The 15731-nt window shown below is 42.9% G+C and carries 14 protein-coding genes; 8 read left to right on the forward strand and 6 right to left on the reverse strand.

Annotated elements, in window-relative coordinates; all coding sequences use genetic code 11:
• Positions 1–10: 10 nt before the first annotated feature.
• Positions 11–967, reverse strand: a complete 957-nt coding sequence (locus CUJ83_RS00920; protein WP_230739520.1) for a DUF4435 domain-containing protein — start codon at positions 965–967, stop codon at positions 11–13.
• Positions 954–2336 carry an AAA family ATPase gene (locus CUJ83_RS00925; RefSeq protein WP_230739523.1) on the reverse strand — a complete coding sequence of 461 codons (1383 nt, stop codon included), beginning with the start codon at positions 2334–2336 and terminating at the stop codon, positions 954–956. The genes CUJ83_RS00920 and CUJ83_RS00925 overlap by 14 nt, the downstream gene beginning before the upstream one ends.
• Positions 2337–2564: 228 nt before the next feature.
• On the opposite strand from CUJ83_RS00925, the gene CUJ83_RS00930 reads away from it, so the two are divergent.
• The 3 genes from CUJ83_RS00930 (at position 2565) to CUJ83_RS00940 (ending at position 4920) form a co-directional block, all read left to right on the forward strand.
• On the forward strand, positions 2565–3317 hold the full coding sequence (locus CUJ83_RS00930) for a carbonic anhydrase (protein WP_230739528.1): 753 nt from the start codon (positions 2565–2567) through the stop codon (positions 3315–3317).
• A gap of 256 nt (positions 3318–3573) precedes the next feature.
• Positions 3574–4419, forward strand: coding sequence for a DUF4097 family beta strand repeat-containing protein (locus CUJ83_RS00935; protein WP_230739530.1), 846 nt, complete (start codon positions 3574–3576; stop codon positions 4417–4419).
• An 87-nt stretch (positions 4420–4506) separates the two neighbouring features.
• Positions 4507–4920, forward strand: coding sequence for a protease inhibitor I42 family protein (locus CUJ83_RS00940; protein WP_230739538.1), 414 nt, complete (start codon positions 4507–4509; stop codon positions 4918–4920).
• 34 nt (positions 4921–4954) lie between these two features.
• Here the strand turns inward: CUJ83_RS00940 and CUJ83_RS00945 are convergent, their stop codons facing one another.
• Positions 4955–5548: a hypothetical protein gene (locus CUJ83_RS00945; RefSeq protein ID WP_230739540.1), complete on the reverse strand. Its 594-nt coding sequence runs from the start codon at positions 5546–5548 to the stop codon at positions 4955–4957.
• A gap of 19 nt (positions 5549–5567) precedes the next feature.
• Complete coding sequence (locus tag CUJ83_RS00950; protein WP_230739542.1) at positions 5568–7463, reverse strand: sensor histidine kinase; 1896 nt, start codon at positions 7461–7463, stop codon at positions 5568–5570.
• A 316-nt stretch (positions 7464–7779) separates the two neighbouring features.
• Between CUJ83_RS00950 and CUJ83_RS00955 the strand changes: the two genes are divergently transcribed.
• Both CUJ83_RS00955 and CUJ83_RS00960 read left to right on the forward strand, forming a co-directional pair.
• Positions 7780–8682 carry a UbiA family prenyltransferase gene (locus CUJ83_RS00955; protein WP_230739544.1) on the forward strand — a complete coding sequence of 301 codons (903 nt, stop codon included), beginning with the start codon at positions 7780–7782 and terminating at the stop codon, positions 8680–8682.
• A 295-nt stretch (positions 8683–8977) separates the two neighbouring features.
• Entirely contained in the window at positions 8978–9904 is a 927-nt protein-coding gene (locus CUJ83_RS00960) for a UbiA family prenyltransferase (RefSeq protein WP_230739546.1), read from the forward strand.
• A 70-nt stretch (positions 9905–9974) separates the two neighbouring features.
• On the opposite strand, the gene CUJ83_RS00965 is transcribed toward CUJ83_RS00960, so the two are convergent.
• Both CUJ83_RS00965 and CUJ83_RS00970 read right to left on the reverse strand, forming a co-directional pair.
• On the reverse strand, positions 9975–10376 hold the full coding sequence (locus CUJ83_RS00965; protein WP_230739548.1) for a YidH family protein: 402 nt from the start codon (positions 10374–10376) through the stop codon (positions 9975–9977).
• Between the two features lie 194 nt (positions 10377–10570).
• The gene (locus CUJ83_RS00970; RefSeq protein WP_230739550.1) at positions 10571–10831 is read right to left on the reverse strand and encodes a bacteriophage holin; all 261 of its coding nucleotides are present in this window, start codon (positions 10829–10831) and stop codon (positions 10571–10573) included.
• 453 nt (positions 10832–11284) lie between these two features.
• Here CUJ83_RS00970 and CUJ83_RS00975 point away from each other — a divergent pair, with 453 nt between their 5' ends.
• Genes CUJ83_RS00975 through CUJ83_RS00985 form a run of 3 tightly spaced genes read left to right on the forward strand, consistent with a single transcriptional unit; the run spans position 11285 to position 15176 of the window.
• Positions 11285–12742 carry a glycoside hydrolase family 57 protein gene (locus tag CUJ83_RS00975; protein ID WP_230739552.1) on the forward strand — a complete coding sequence of 486 codons (1458 nt, stop codon included), beginning with the start codon at positions 11285–11287 and terminating at the stop codon, positions 12740–12742.
• Positions 12724–13854, forward strand: a complete 1131-nt coding sequence (locus CUJ83_RS00980) for a glycosyltransferase family 4 protein (protein ID WP_230739554.1) — start codon at positions 12724–12726, stop codon at positions 13852–13854. The genes CUJ83_RS00975 and CUJ83_RS00980 overlap by 19 nt, the downstream gene beginning before the upstream one ends.
• A complete protein-coding gene (locus CUJ83_RS00985; RefSeq protein ID WP_230739556.1) occupies positions 13851–15176 on the forward strand; it encodes a glycosyltransferase family 4 protein in 1326 nt (441 codons plus the stop codon). Before CUJ83_RS00980 ends, CUJ83_RS00985 begins: the two co-directional genes overlap by 4 nt.
• Positions 15177–15731 lie beyond the last annotated feature (555 nt).

The raw sequence follows: 15731 nt of genomic DNA on the forward strand, positions 1-15731 counted from the left end.
AATTAATATTTCAGTTATTTTCTTTGACCGGCTCGGGATTATATTCGGCCTTGCCATTCATTTCAATATCCTCAAAAGAGAAGACCCTATATTGCGGGTTATTTCTCTCCCATTCTCTTAGTGAAGCATACAGTGAAGTGCTCACGAGATGTATAACGCCGAAGGACAGCCTGAGGTTTCTTTCGACGTCCTCCCTGCTATTGACAAGGTCCTTTGCGCCGTCATAGCCGAATATTCTCTTTATGCCGATCAGCAGTATCTCGACGAGATCGTGGCCGCGGCATACCTGCCACAGGTCGTCTTCACCGCCCTTAGACCTTATCATCTTGAAAAGGCTGTTCTCGACCTCATCAATATAATACCTTCGTTTTCCGTTACAGCGGGATACAACGTGCTCGACCATCCTGTTGCTGTCGATGCGCAGAGTTTCCGCATCGACGAACCGGCCATAGTCAATGTCGCTAAAATCAAAGTTCCATCCTTTTCTCTGGTTCAGCCATACAAAATAGCCGAGGTATTTGCCGCTGTTGACCAGTATATGCCTTATGTCCGGCTCCTGCTGTGATGTCCGGTCATAGCGGACGACAAAACTGTTGAGCTTAGTATAGCTCGCATACTGGATCAGGAACTTATTAAGTGCCTGTGACCTTATTATTAATGTCTCCAGATCATGTGTGTCGGTCATGAATAGGTTCGGCATCTCGAGGCTTTCCCCGTCAAGCCTTGAATAATCAGAGTCGACGATGCCTATGACCCTTTTTTCATCATCCCCGTCGATCTTCCTCAGCGCCTCGATGACATGGTATTTTCCTCCCGCGACAAGTATCTTGCAGTCCTTTTCATCCACGAACTGCCTGAAGAAAAGAGCGTCAGATGTGCCCTCGACAATGAGAAAACACCCCTGAAAGTAATTACGCTGCATCCTGATCTTATTCAGTATATGGGACGCCTTTTCATACTCTAACATCAGGAGCACCCTTCAACTCTGCCGTCAGGTCCCAGAAATCATCTATTATATGCGGTGAATGCGTCGCTATGAGTATATCGATGTCCGCCAGCCCCGATATCTCTTTCAGGTCCCTTATGAACTGCTGCTGCCACATAATATGCAGGGATATCTCCGGCTCGTCTATCAGTATGAACGAGCCCGGGCTCGAATTGAATAAAAGATCATAATTCAGGATAAGCTCGTTCTGTTCCCCCGAGGATAACCGGTCCGGTTTTAGATAGCTGCCGTCGGGGAGCGTAAAGATGAATCCTTTCTCTTTACTGACGACCATTTTCTTATACAGGAACTGTTTGTTGATTATCTTTTTCAACAGCTCGATCTTTTTCTCAAGATCGTCGAACACTGAAAGCTTTTCTTTCATATCCCGTACGTACATTGTAAGGACGATGCGGGCGTTATCCTGCATGCCCTCGCTGATGTCGACATGGTCAGATTCGCCGTTTTCGAGAAGGCCGGCCTCGATCAGCCTTGACCTTCTGACTTCCAGCTCTTTAAGCTCGCAGTTGATCGATGCCGTGTCCAGGATGTCCCCATCCTTCAGCTCGTTCTTTATCAGCATTTCCATATTTTTTGAAAGCCTGGCAGGGAATGCCCTGTCCAGCCTGTGAGAAACGTCAGCGTAAAGGGATATCTTCGCCGCCATGACATCCATGATCCCTTCTGAGTACACATTTACTATGGGCTCCGGCCCGTTCGTTTTATCGCGAGCGGAATAGTTCCCCGGGGCATTATACAGCCTCGAGGACTCGATAAAAATGATATCTATACAATCCCTCATTCCTGCCAGCCATTCGGGCTGGTCGTCGGATCCGCTTATCAGGTTCGAGAACATGTTACTGTAGACGTTCACTACCTCGTCAAGCTCAAGGTCCTTAATTGCGTCGGGATCTTTAAAAGCCGCATCGCCATTATTTGCCTTAGGCGATATCAGCTGGGATATAAAGCTCCTGAGCTTTTCCCGGTTAAACCTGGGGATATATTCAAGAACTTCCCCGTCAGCCTTTGTGTAAGTGTATTTCAATATCTCCTTAAAGTTGAGGTCTTTCAGCAGCCCTCCGCTTTTTTTCTGAGGATAGTCGTTCTTTATCTTTTCGACCTGTATGTTGGAGCCGTCCTCAAAGTCAAGCCGGAACCGCTTAAAGTCAGTCATGAGAATATCGATGTCATGCCCTTTACACAGCGAATAAATGAGCTTGAGGATAGTCGTTTTCCCGTACCCGTTGGGTGCATGTATTATGGTTATCCTATCTTCCGTGAATAGAGGGACGACGTGGTCAAACAGCCCGAAAAGCCCGTAAACAGAGATCTTTTTTATTCTCATGATCATCCTACTTCCGACATATTAATGGCGGCTCTCATGCTCTCGCATCTTAAAATATCTCGAGCGCATTTGCCTGTTTTATACGATCATAATATCTTATAAGCGATTACATAATAACTTTATGATTCTAATTGCGGTAATTTTAAACTAACAGGACAATTAGAAAACAGGAAAACATTAAAACTCATAGACACCGCATTTTTTAAATATATCATCATTAGATGGGAGTTTAGCATGGCCAAAAAAGGTATCAACATACTACTGGATAAGCTGGAGCATAACGATGTGTATGCCCAAAAGGCGACAGTATCCGGAAAATACGATGAGATGATGGAAAGCCAGAAGCCGGACGTCACTCTCGTGACCTGTTCTGACTCCCGGGTGCATGAAAGGGCTCTGGATGAAAAGATAGGGAAGATATTCTCGGTCAAGAACATCGGCAACAGGGTAGAGCCGAACCTTGGCAGTATCCTGTACGGGGCATGCCAGCTCCATACCCCGTTATTGATGATACTGGGCCATACGGGCTGCGGCGCGATACATTCCTCGATAAGGGATATGGCGGATAAGCACCACCGTGTGAGAAAATCGCTTGCGTTCTTCAAGCCTGCCGTAGATGATGTCGACTCCATCCTGGATAAAAAAGGCGGTATCACGAAATATATCCGGGATCATAATATCACGACAGCAAAGTCTGTAAGCGACATAACGTTTTTTGAGACCCTGCTTACTGAGGCGAACGTCGACAGGCAGATCGACACGCTTCTTGATGAGGGACATATTAGAAAGCTTATCAGTTCGGAAAAGCTGATGGTCATTGGAGCGATTTATGACTTCAAGGATATATATTCGACGAACAGAGGGTCGATATTTATAACGAACGTTAATGGCAAGTCCGATGTCGCCGATATATGTAAAATGGACATCTTAGGGGAGTACAAAGATTTCGTTTCCGGTAGAGTGAAAAGGTTTTTATTCTACAAATAAAACTCCTGCGTTATCTTTTTCCTTTGAACCTTGACTACTCTTCCCCGAAGTATGGGACTCCCGGCTCCCCACTCTGCGCTCCCCGGTTAAAATCGTATAAATAATATACTTATACGATATAGGATAATTAGAAAGATCATCAGTACATAAAAATTGATGATCTAAAAGGGAGATAAACGGCTGAAAAATATTACCATTTAACAAATGACTGGATCGTTCCAGGTAATTGTCAATAAACTATTGAGGTAAGAATAATATGAAGACTGATAGGTTTTTACTCCTGACCGGAGGAATACTTGCATTTATAATAATCCTGATATTGCTTTATAGTGCCGCGTTCCTGTGCGCTATCGTGACCAATATCCCATCGACTGATAGCTCTAAGATGATGGAAAAAGATTTTGTGTACACAGGGAACCTGACCGGATTTGATTATGCGGAGCTAAACGTTTCAAACATCAACGGGAAGATAACGTTGATCCCGGGCGAGGACGACGATTATACGTTCGAGATACATGCGCGGGGGACTGAAAAAGAGTTTGAAAGGCTGGTCGTCGATTACCGGGAGTCGGACGCTTTGGGCGTAAAAACGCTGAGCCTTCTGATAAGGGATAAAATGGATGATGACCTGAGGTTCAATGACAGGCTTGTATCGGACATAACCATCACCCTGCCGGCAAACAAGACTTATAATATGCTCGTATTTGACGTGAACGGCAATATAAACATCGGTGAGTTCGATTGTAACAGGGTCATATCGAGCACTGTGAACGGCAGGCTCACATCTGAAGCCAGCGCCGGGTACGCCGAGCTTATAACTGTGAATGGAGATGTTGAAGTAACGACAGAGAGTACATCGGGCAGCATCCTTGTGACCACTGTGAACGGCGACATACTCATCTACATCCCTAAAAATTCTGAATTCTACGTTGATGCCAATACCGCAGTGCCAAAACGGGAGCCGATAAGCATTAACGTGCCGGTCGAGACCGTTACGTCGAATATGTTCACACTGGTCGGTAACTCGCCGGGATATGACGGCACGGGATTAAAGATCTACGCCAACGCAGTTAATGGCGACATAAGGATAAGGGGCATATAAGGCTAATATTTTTGCCCCTTTTTATTTTTATTATTAAAAAATATTGAACGTAATTTTATTATAACTTACAATAATAATCTTACTATTATGAACCAGAGAAAATATTTCCTGCTGACAATGATAACGATCATTTTGTTTTTCGTCCTGATCTCAGGATGCACTGAGGAGAAAGCTGTGATCAAGACTTTTAACGAGTCGAATAGCGGCGAGACCGTGAATATTGAAAATGGCGAAATATTCCATATACAGCTATTTGAAAACCCGTCGACGGGGTACAGCTGGAATATGACGTATACCGAAGGCCTTGAGCTGATGAGCGATGAATATACCCAGAGCAATACCACCGAGCAGATCGTCGGCGCAGGCGGCACCCACGACTGGGAGTTTAAAGCTATTAAGACCGGAGAGCAGCAGATAAAAGGTATATATCATCGTCCATGGGAAGGGATCAACGAAAGCATAAATTACACTACTTTCGAATTAATCGTAAAAGTGGCCTGAACAGGATATTCAGGCCTTTATTACTGATCTCCCATCATTTTCGATGGTTTATTATTTTTGTTTTTTCCAGAATCCCGTGATTAACGATGGTATCGGTCCGGGTTAGATTGACTATAGCATAATTATCGGCAAGATCGAACTTCCTGACCCCGGATGTGATATTTTCCCATTTTTCGCCTGATCTTAAGATGATCGTCTCATTATTATACTCCATTGTCACCGTGCCGCTGCTATCCATGGACACTATTTTCATCGCATCCTTCTCGTAAGGAAGCCCGTAAACACCTTGCAGGACAGTGCCTGCGCCACCTCCTGCGGCACCGCTTAGACTTCTGCCATCCCCGTAGATCATTTTCAGCGTGTCGTTAACTTCAAAATAAAACAACCCTGACAGTGTTTTTGTTTCCTCGTCATAACTGTACGTCGGAAAATCGATCATCGGCCCCATATATTCTCCCTGCACCATACTTCCGTTTATGTGTACGTGATGGTCGATAAAAATAAATTTATCATGGTCGGTGAAATTATCGTGATCAGTTTTATCGTTCAGGCACATGCTGGTGAATATAAAGACGAGGACCAGGCATACAATAATAATGTATTTTATAGCGCGATCTTTTTGCTGCATGTTCAAGCACCGGATATGATCAGTTCAAACTGACGTTTTCTGCGGCCGGAAGCATTACGATGAACCTTGTGCCTTTTGTCCGGTCTCCGGAGACCCGGTCCTCCACATTGATCGTCCCGTTGAACGTCTCGACGAGCATATTTACAAGGTACAGGCCCAATCCATTTCCGCCCGTCCTTGTCTTACTCCGGTGCATACGGTCAAACACGATAGGTTTCATATCATCGGGTATTCCGGGGCCGTCATCCTCCACTTCGATCCTGTAATACTTTTTATCGCCCTCTAATATCTCGACTGATCTGACTTTAACAATGATCGGGCCGTTTGAATGTTTTACCGAGTTGTTTAAGAGATTAGTGAATATGTCTTTGACGAGAGGGTTGGCAAGTACGCATCCTTTGAGGCCGTCGTACTCGATCGAGATGTCTCTCCCCGGAATGTCACTGTATTCCTGAATGGCTTCCAGCAGGACTTCTTCGAGGTCTACAGGCTCAAAACTGAAGTTATCGGTTTTCAGCTTACGTATTTTCCTGACGTTTTGTATCAGGTTCGAGCTGTTTTCCAGAGCTTCTAACGGCTTTACTAAAAATGTTTTATTATCATCATTAAGATTGAAAGTGTCCAGGGCCATTTCCAGATAGCCTATGCCTATCTGGTTCATATTATTGATGTCGTGCCCCATAAGGTCTATATAAAGCTCGACCTGCATTTTTTCCTGTAACAGCTCTTCTTCGGCCCGTTTACGCTCGGTGATGTCCTCTGACAGGACAATATAGCTCGATATTTTATTTTCGGATGAATATGTCGGGAAAACCTTCATTGAAACGTATTTATCCTGCATGCTGTCGTGGTCATTCAGTTTAAGCCCCGACAATACCACTATACTGCCTTTTTTAACCCTGAGTATCTTGTCCTTGAACTCTTCGCTCAGTTTATCCCCCTGATTAAAAATGCTAAAACCAGCGATATTTTGATCGTTAAGGTCGAACATTCTTTTAAAGGACTTATTGGAAAGGATTATCCCCCCGTTAATGTCGCAAATGCATATGCCGTCGGGAGATTGCATTATCAGGTCATGCATAAGATGTTTCGTATCGTATAGCTCCTTATTTACCTCTTCTATTGTCGTAGGCCGGATACCGCTTAACGAGTAAATGACCAGCGCAACCGCGACCACTATCAGCATGAGGTCATAAAAGAACTGCGAATATCCGAACGTATCGTACATGCCCAGGTAAGCCACCAGGTTCAAAGAGTCGCCTATTATGCTGAGAAGAAAATCTGCGAGGATTATAGAAAAGGCGTATCGGTATTTAGTTGGCATATAGATGATTAGAAGTATCGAAGCCTGCGTAAGAATGCCAATATCGATCAGGACACATGACCCGTATACCAGTATATCAAACGCATTACTGCTTCCTTCAAAAATGTTGACCGCCATGAAATAGACTATCAGAAAAGCTGACGCTGCATTCACAAAAATGATAAAATGCCTGATCTGCTGTTTGATCTGATCATAATGCACTCTCACGATCATGAACAGGGTCACCAGAACGGCCGAACACGCCATGATCATGATCATCTTTCCTGCGGGCACAAGCCATGGAAGATCAAACGTCACCGGCATCAGGTACCATAGTATTCCCGAGATCGAAAGAAGAAAATAGTTGGCTGCCAAACCGAGAAATATTATTTTCAGATTTTTATCAGTACTGGACCAGTAAAGTTGTATGGACAGAGGCAGGCATATCATGAGTAAAAGCACGGCAGATATGACTGTGATCATGGTCAGGAACTCGTTGACATATGAGTAGATCAAAATCGTTACCAGGGACATGGAAATAGCGCACTGGAAAGATATCAATATGAAAAGAAATATATTGAACATTTTTACTTTTTTGACCTCGTCATACATGTTATCGATTAACTACTTTATTATTCTATTAATAAATAATTATTGAACGTTAAATTTAAAAAAAGTGTAAATTAAATTTACACAGGTCAAAGATATTATCAGGATCATACTTCATAAAAATAAGATAACACAGGGATTTCTTACATTAAACTTAAAATTTTTTTATAAAAATTGGTTTTTCCGAGATTTTTTTTCAATTAAATGTTAAATTAATTTTATATAAATATAAATAATTATAAATTTTTTTAAATAATAAATAAAAAATTTGAATAATATAAATTATAAAATTTATTTGATATAATTGAGGTATACAGGTATGTATGAGATCTCTTTTAAAAAGAACAGGATATCGAATATTTTCACACGCCTTTCGAACGAGTTTATTTATGGCGGGCACCTCGTGTCTTTACATGCTCCATCGCATGTCCTGACAATTGCGATACTTTTAAGCATGGGTGTTGAATTTTCCATACTATTGATCGCCTACATAATTCCGCTGATAGTCTACGCATATAATTACTACGGCGAGCTGGAAAAGGATATTCTCACAAATCCCGAAAGAGCGGCATACCTGGATAAAAAGATAAGATCATTCCCATACGTACTGGGATTTTACATCGTGTCCCTTTTTGCATTAATGCTCATTTTTGCGAACATGTACCTTATCTATTTCATCCTTGCATTAATAATCGGAGGAGTATTATTTACGGTCTTTTTTAAAGACCTTACAAAAATAGTACCATGCTTTAAAAACATATACACATCGTTCACATGGGCGATAGCCGGAGCTTTTTTCCTGCTTATAAATTATTCGCTTGAATTCAGGCCATTCTTCGTGCTGCTTTTCTTATTTATATTCATGAGGTCCATTCTAAACGTGTTCTTTTTCGATCTTAAAGATCTTGAGGGCGACAGACAAAGGGGTTTATTGACGATACCGGTCATGGTCGGTAAAGAAAAAACATTGAAATTCTTACACGCGCTGAACTTATTCTCGTTTTCGCCGATCATCATAGGGATATTTATCGGAGAGATCCCCGCACTGGCGTCATTCCTGCTTCTTACAGGCATTTATGCCTTTTATTACCTGAAGAGAGCGGAAACTACTGAAGAAAGAGAACTTCGGCAAATATCCTATATGATAGTGGATTCGGAATTTATTTTCTGGCCTGTTTTGCTTTTGATCGGAAAAATCCTACTTAATGTAAGCGTCTTTTAAAAAAATAAAATAAATAACGAGATTTTTTAAATCCAAAATTTTTAATTTAAAAATTTAAAAAATTATTATTTAATTTTTATCGATAAAATATGGCTTTGAAATAAAAATCATTCATGTGAAAACTTTATATCATAAAACCGTTAAAAAACTATAATATTCGTAATTACAAAATTGAAATTATGATTTAGAAAAAATAGAATCGATATTAATGTAAAATTATGTAAATATAAATAATAAAATTAATAGCTTAATAACAAATCAATAAATAAAATCCACTTTAAAAGTAGGAAAAAGTATGACCGAGAATGTAAATGCGAACACAACAATGGAAAAATGGATAGCAGATGTTAAATATTCCAGGCTATTCTCCGAGATGCAGAACGAGCTTATATACGGGGGACATCTTGCATCAATGGTATCCCCGGCTTTTGTACTGTCAGTGGCAGCGATCCTGAACACTGCAGTTGATCTGCCCATATTGTTAATATCATATCTCATACCCCTGATAGTATACAGCTACAATTATTATGGTGAGCTGGAAAAAGATATGCTTACAAACCCGGAAAGGGCTTCTTTCGTAGAAAAGAAGGTCAAATCGTATCCGGTCAGGATAGTTGCCTATATACTGATCTTAGGGTTGCTGCTATTATTTTTCGCGAACTATTACCTCATAGGGTTCATTTTCGCCCTGGTGTTCGGCGGAATTTTGTTCACGGTCTTCCTAAAGGACTTAACAAAAAAGATAGTCTGTTTTAAGAATGTGTACACAGCCCTGATGTGGGCGTCATCGGGCGCGTTTCTTTTCCTCTTCTATTATTCGCTGGACTTGAACCTCGCATTCGTCCTTATATTCATATTCATATTCCTGAAGGTCATATTGAACGTCATATTCTTTGATCTTAAGGACATCGAAGGGGACGGGGAGAGAGGATTAAAGACCCTGCCCGTGCTACTGGGCAAGAATGGTACGCTCAAGTTCTTACATGGCCTGAGCATTTTCGCATTCGTACCGTTATTCATAGGGATCTACCTGGGAGTGATACCGCTTTTTGCCCTATCGCTATTATCATTATGCATATACAATTACTATTACCTTAAAAAAGCGGAGACTATCGACAACAGGAATCTTCGTATCCTGTCATACACCATGGCGGATGCGGAATTTCTCATCTGGCCGATACTGCTTCTGGTTGGAAAGACGATCTTCTTAAGCGTTGCGTAACAAGGCAAGTATCAAACCGGTCATCGATAAGGTCATTCCGGCCTTATCTTTCCTATTTTTAATTTTATTGTCATTGTTCCTGGAATAGCAATAAAAGAGCCAGAACGTTACATAATAACAGCGCCAGTATCACGATCTTCAGGACCCAGGTCGGCGTGCTCTCGACCCCTTCCTCTGTCAGTTTTCTATTTATGGCCGAGTAGCTCCGGTAAGCGATCACGAATACCACCGTTGCGGTCGTAATGAAAACAACGCCTATTATCCGTAGAGCCCATAACCAATGGCTGAGCTCTAAAAGCCTTGGAAGCGCCAGTGCCACGGCTACCAGAGACAGCCCGGTCCGTATCCATGCGCTAAGGGTACGCTCGTTGGCAAGAAGATTTCTCTCCTTTGCCAGAAAGGTCCTTTCATGCGCGAGCTTAATCTGATCTTTCACTTCTTCTTCGCTATGCTCCGGTCCGACATCAGCCACTTTCAGGTACACCGCCCGTAAATAGAAATGAGAACATTTTAAAGCCCTGATGAGGCGTTAAAATACATTACTTTAATAAAATGTTAAAAAATTAAAATTTAAAATAGTTTATAATGGAAAACTCGAAAAAATATAAGAGCGTTACAGGATTTAACTTTTTAGATCAATTTTATAGTTCCTGCCTGCCATGGATTTTATGCCATAGATTTCGTCAGAACGTTATAGATATACGCTATCAGAAAACCGGCTATAAAACCGTCCACGATGGCCCATATAAGGCCGATGATACTCCCGATCACCGATAGTTCATAGCCGAGATAAACGGAACCGATCGTTGATACTGCCTGCACGCCCCATCCGAGAAAAGTGGCCATAAGCCCGAGCATTAAAACACCAAAGCCCCAGATGATGCCCAGGGCTAATCCGAATTGAACTGGTTTGATCTCTTTGACCATCCTCCCACCATAAAGAGTTCTGACGTTACGAATAAATCTGTTGTCGATAATATTAACGCAAAATCATTTTGTTACGGTTAAAAAATACATAACCTTTATTTATCGAATGCCCAATTTTGCCCTGTACAGGTATCGGTCATAGATAGATGATAATTAATACAGGATCCCTTATATCCGATATAGTAATTAAATAAAGACACAATAATAAATAACCTGGTAAATGAATATTTAGTACATTAATAGTTTTTTATGACATGCTCATAAATCTTAATTTTATAATGAGCTTATATATAGCATATATAGTTTGTATTAAACATATATAAGTAAAACATAATTAGTAATAATTACATAAAGATAATATTGATATAGTATATTTAACTAAATAAATTAAATATAAAAATTAGTTAATAAAAAATAGTATGGAGCCATGAGAGTATAAAGGGAGGTGCGAGGGTGAGTAAACTTTGTATCGGGTTTGAGGTCCATCAACCTTATAGATTAAACTCCCGGTTTGATCATAAAAATGGAGTAAAGATAAAAGATCTGGAGAAAGAATACTTTAGCAGTAAAAATAAGGAAATACTGGAAAAGGTCGCAGGCAAATGTTACATACCGGCAACTGAGATCGTACTTGAAGGGCTTGATAATGGTTTTAAGTGCGCCTTCAGCATCTCGGGAACCCTGATAGAGCAGCTGGAAAAGTGGAACACAGATGCGTTAGACCTATTTAAGCAGGCAGCAAGGCATAAGAACACAGAGCTGATAGCTCAGACTTACTATCACAGCATCGCAAGCCTTTTTGACGACCTTGAGGAATTCGAGCTACAGGTAAAGCTGCATAAGAAGCTATTGAAAGATGTATTCGGTGTAGTCCCCCGTGTCATGGAAAACACGGAGTTCCTGTTCAATAATTCCATAGCGAGATCCGCAAAAAAGATGGGGTTCGAAGCGATTTATTCGGAAGGCGTCGAGCGGATACTTGACTGGAGAAGCCCCAATTATGTCTATACTTGCCAGGGCATAAAAGTTTTAATGAGGAACTATAAGCTTTCCGACGATATCGCGTTCAGGTTCAACAACAGGGAGTGGGAGCAGTATCCCCTGACAGCGGATAAGTTCGCGGACTGGATAGCCAGCGTTCCGGGAGATTATATTAACATATTCGTAGATTATGAGACGTTCGGCGAGCACCACTGGGACGAGACCGGTATCCTCGACTTCCTGAGATGGCTGCCTAAAGAATGCCTTGGCAGGGGCATAGAGTTCGAAACGCCGTCCGCGATATCAAAGCTTGAGCCTCGCGAGGAGCTTGACGTCGATGAGACGATCTCATGGGCGGATATAGAGAAGGATGCGTCGGCATGGGCAGGTAACACAATTCAGAAAAACGCTTTAAAGGCGGTCCAGAGAGCAAAGATATACGCGAAGAACAAGAAATTATGGCGCTACCTTCAAACGAGCGACCACTTCTACTATATGGCGTCGAAGTTCGGCTCATGCGGCGACGTGCACAACTATTTTAGCCCGGAGGCCTGCAGCACGTTCAGCGCTTTCGAGCAGTATATGAACATACTCTCACATTACGAGCAAAAATTCTCACACAGGACAGGATCGAAAAAGACGGCGATGATACTGAGGAGCGTCAGCCCCGATAAAGCCTTCAACTTTTGGAATTCGCAGAATTATACAGGATTTTCCGCATACAGCCTGGACGATCTTGCCGAGATGCTGAACCATGTGCCTGAAGATTCGGTCGAATACCACATACAGAGGAATGATTTTTCCAGATGGATAGGAGAGGCGCTTGGAGATAAAAAACTTGCATCTGTGGTCGAGAACTGTAAGAACAGGATAGATCTTACAGAGGCTATCGACCGGGAGAGAGACCTTCTATGGAAACGCTTAAAATAGCATTCTTTTGCTGGGAGTCAATATATTCGGAAAAGATAGGGGGCCTGTCCCCCGGGGCCACATACCTGGCCGAGACGCTGGCAAAGGAGCACGAAGTCCATTTCTTTACGAGGGGAAAAGAAGATAAGGTCATCAAGGGCGTTCATTACCATTATTGCCAGCCGGTGGCCGGCAATATAGTAGATTTTTGTCGCGACATGAGCGATCAGATGGTCAGGCGGTTCAGAGAGTTCGATACGCCGCCTTTCGACATTTTACATTTCCATGACTGGCATGTGGTCGATGCCATGCATCAACTGCGCGACAGAAATACAGTTTATACTTATCACTCCACAGAGTACGGCAGGATAGGGAATAAGTTCGGCGACTGGTGGGAATCGAAAGAGATCTCCGGCAAGGAATGGTATGCCGGGCTCATTGCAAAAAGAATAACGACTGTATCTAACACGCTTAAGAACGAGGTCATGTGGCTGTACAACATACCGGACGAGAAGACAGACATTGTCAACAACGGCGTATTCCCGGAAAAATATGATGCGATGATAGATCAGGGCGAGGTCAAGATGTCATACGGCATACATCCCCTCGCTCCTCTCGTGTTCTTTATAGGGAGGATGGAATACCAGAAAGGACCGGACATCCTTGTGGAGGCGATACCGCAAGTGCTTTCAACCTACTGGGGAGCGCATTTCATCATGGCGGGTGAAGGCAGCATGAAAAGCAGGCTGCAGGAAATGACGTGGGACCTTCCCGTGCATTTTCTTGGATATATACCTGACTCCGAGTACATCCGCCTTCTTTATGCAAGCGACGTGGTCGTTATACCAAGCAGGAACGAGCCTTTCGGGCTTGTGTTGCTCGAGGCCTGGAGCGCAAAAAGGCCGGTAGTTGTAAGTGACGTAGGAGGGCTTTCGGAGAACGTCGATAATTTCTATGACGGGGTCAAGGTATACCTTAACCCGGATTCTCTCGCCTGGGGCATCAATTACGTCCTTAATGATCATATTAAGAGCAACCTGATGGGTAAGAACGGACGGAGAAAGGTAGATAAATTATTCAGATGGGACAGGGTGGCGGAAAAAATGGTCGATGTGTACAGTAAGGTGATATGATGAGGATGGCATATTTTGTGGACGAGTTCCCGCCGTTCTTTAGAGGTGGGCTCGGGACATACGCTATGGAGATAACCAAAGAGTATGTCCGAAGAGGCTATAATATCACGGTCTTTTCCAGAAACACGGGAAACGACCCCACTAATGACATCTGGGAAGGCGTAAAGGTCCACAGGCCGCTCCTGTTGAACGTCGCGGACGTCCTTCCGATAGTAAGCCCGGGCGATGTGATGAACTGGGATACGGGCGGACAGGAATTTTTCATGGAGACGATATTTTATAACTTCCTTTCGGCATCCAAACTTGTTAACGGCCTTGCGGGAAAGGAAGGTAAAACGTTCGATATCGTGGTCGCGCATGACTGGCTTTCATTCATAGCGGGCATCATATCGAAGAGAAGTATGAAACTTCCGCTGGTCGTTCATTTTCATTCCGCGGAACAGGGGAGGACCGGGAACGGTTCCGCCACGGTTAAGAATATCGAAAGGCTCGCGGCAGTGAAAGCGGACATGATAGTGACCGTAAGCTATGCTATGCGCGACGAGCTTATGAAATACGGGTACCCGGAGAGTAAGATCAGGGTAGTGTATAACGGCATAGACGTTAATAAGTACAGGCCGGGCATCTTTTCTGATGAAGAGATAAGAAAGTTTAAGGAAGAGATAGGCGTTGGCGACTCCCCGATGATATTCTTCGTCGGAAGATTGACATGGGTGAAGGGCGCCGATACGCTCGTCATGGCGATGGCGAATATAGTAAAAGAGGTACCCGACGCAAAACTGGTGATAGTGGGCAAGGGTGAGCAGGAAAGCATGCTGAGGCAGATGGTGGCCTCCCATGGCCTGGAGAACAATGTCATCCTTAAATATGAATATATCCCGGAGCATGAGCGCATCAAGTATTATGCCGCGTGCGACATAGCCGTTTTCCCGTCAAAATATGAGCCTTTCGGGATTGTATGCCTGGAGGCGATGGCTATGGGTAAGCCTGTGATCGTAGGGGCAAGCGGAACGTCAGGGTTCAGGGAGCAGGTGATACCGTTTGGTGAGAACATTAGCGGGTTTCACATAAATCCTCAGGACCCGGATGACATTGCAAAATTTACTGTGATACTGCTAAAAGACCCGGACCTGAGAAAGACCATGGGTATAAATGCCCGGAAAAGAGCCGTAGAAAAATTCTCATGGGAGATAGCCGCTGATAATACGGTAAGGGTGTATGAGGAGGCCATATTGCTGCATGAGGAGAATAGAAAAGCTCTCTATGAGGCAGTATGCGAATGTAAGATACCCGATGTCAATCCGACAGAAAAAAGCTCATGACCGATTTTATATTTTGACAGTGTCCTTTTTATTTACCAGTCCCTAAATCTACGTATCTTAATGCCTTAGTGTTCGGTCCTGTTAATACAGAATCCGATTTTCACCACAAAGGCAACCAAGGAACATGAAGGACTTTTTAGAAAAACAGTGTTATTTTTTTGTAATTTAAGAATCCATATATGAGCGTTATAATCATTATATTAAATTTAAAGAAAGAAAATTGTGGACCTTTGTTGCCCTTGTGCGCTCCCATGAAAAACTTTTTGAAGGTCTCTGTAAAAACGTGCATGTAACATTCATTATGGGATCGATGTTCTGCCGTTGTGCCTGTCGGATGGCAGGCAGGCACGTAACCTCACAGAAACACAGAACCACAAAAATTTTTTTATATGATTTTTAAGGGCTCAAAAGCACTAAGAATTTACTCACTAAATCTCTAAGGGCGCTAGTATCACCGTCAATGCACTAAAGTCTCTAATGCACGGCTTAATGCTCGAAGCGCTCTAAGCCACCAACGCTAAAACAAGGCCCGAACATTCTCCAAGGGCACGAAAT

This window comes from Methanooceanicella nereidis, assembly GCF_021023085.1.
GTDB classification, from domain to species: domain Archaea; phylum Halobacteriota; class Methanocellia; order Methanocellales; family Methanocellaceae; genus Methanooceanicella; species Methanooceanicella nereidis.

Coding starts and splice junctions, on each gene's coding strand:
- CUJ83_RS00920 (WP_230739520.1), bottom strand. CDS start 967: ATGTTAGAGTATGAAAAGGCGTCCCATATACTGAATAAGATCAGGATG.
- CUJ83_RS00925 (WP_230739523.1), bottom strand. CDS start 2,336: ATGATCATGAGAATAAAAAAGATCTCTGTTTACGGGCTTTTCGGGCTG.
- CUJ83_RS00930 (WP_230739528.1), top strand. CDS start 2,565: ATGGCCAAAAAAGGTATCAACATACTACTGGATAAGCTGGAGCATAAC.
- CUJ83_RS00935 (WP_230739530.1), top strand. CDS start 3,574: ATGAAGACTGATAGGTTTTTACTCCTGACCGGAGGAATACTTGCATTT.
- CUJ83_RS00940 (WP_230739538.1), top strand. CDS start 4,507: ATGAACCAGAGAAAATATTTCCTGCTGACAATGATAACGATCATTTTG.
- CUJ83_RS00945 (WP_230739540.1), bottom strand. CDS start 5,548: ATGCAGCAAAAAGATCGCGCTATAAAATACATTATTATTGTATGCCTG.
- CUJ83_RS00950 (WP_230739542.1), bottom strand. CDS start 7,463: ATGTATGACGAGGTCAAAAAAGTAAAAATGTTCAATATATTTCTTTTC.
- CUJ83_RS00955 (WP_230739544.1), top strand. CDS start 7,780: ATGTATGAGATCTCTTTTAAAAAGAACAGGATATCGAATATTTTCACA.
- CUJ83_RS00960 (WP_230739546.1), top strand. CDS start 8,978: ATGACCGAGAATGTAAATGCGAACACAACAATGGAAAAATGGATAGCA.
- CUJ83_RS00970 (WP_230739550.1), bottom strand. CDS start 10,831: ATGGTCAAAGAGATCAAACCAGTTCAATTCGGATTAGCCCTGGGCATC.
- CUJ83_RS00980 (WP_230739554.1), top strand. CDS start 12,724: ATGGAAACGCTTAAAATAGCATTCTTTTGCTGGGAGTCAATATATTCG.
- CUJ83_RS00985 (WP_230739556.1), top strand. CDS start 13,851: ATGATGAGGATGGCATATTTTGTGGACGAGTTCCCGCCGTTCTTTAGA.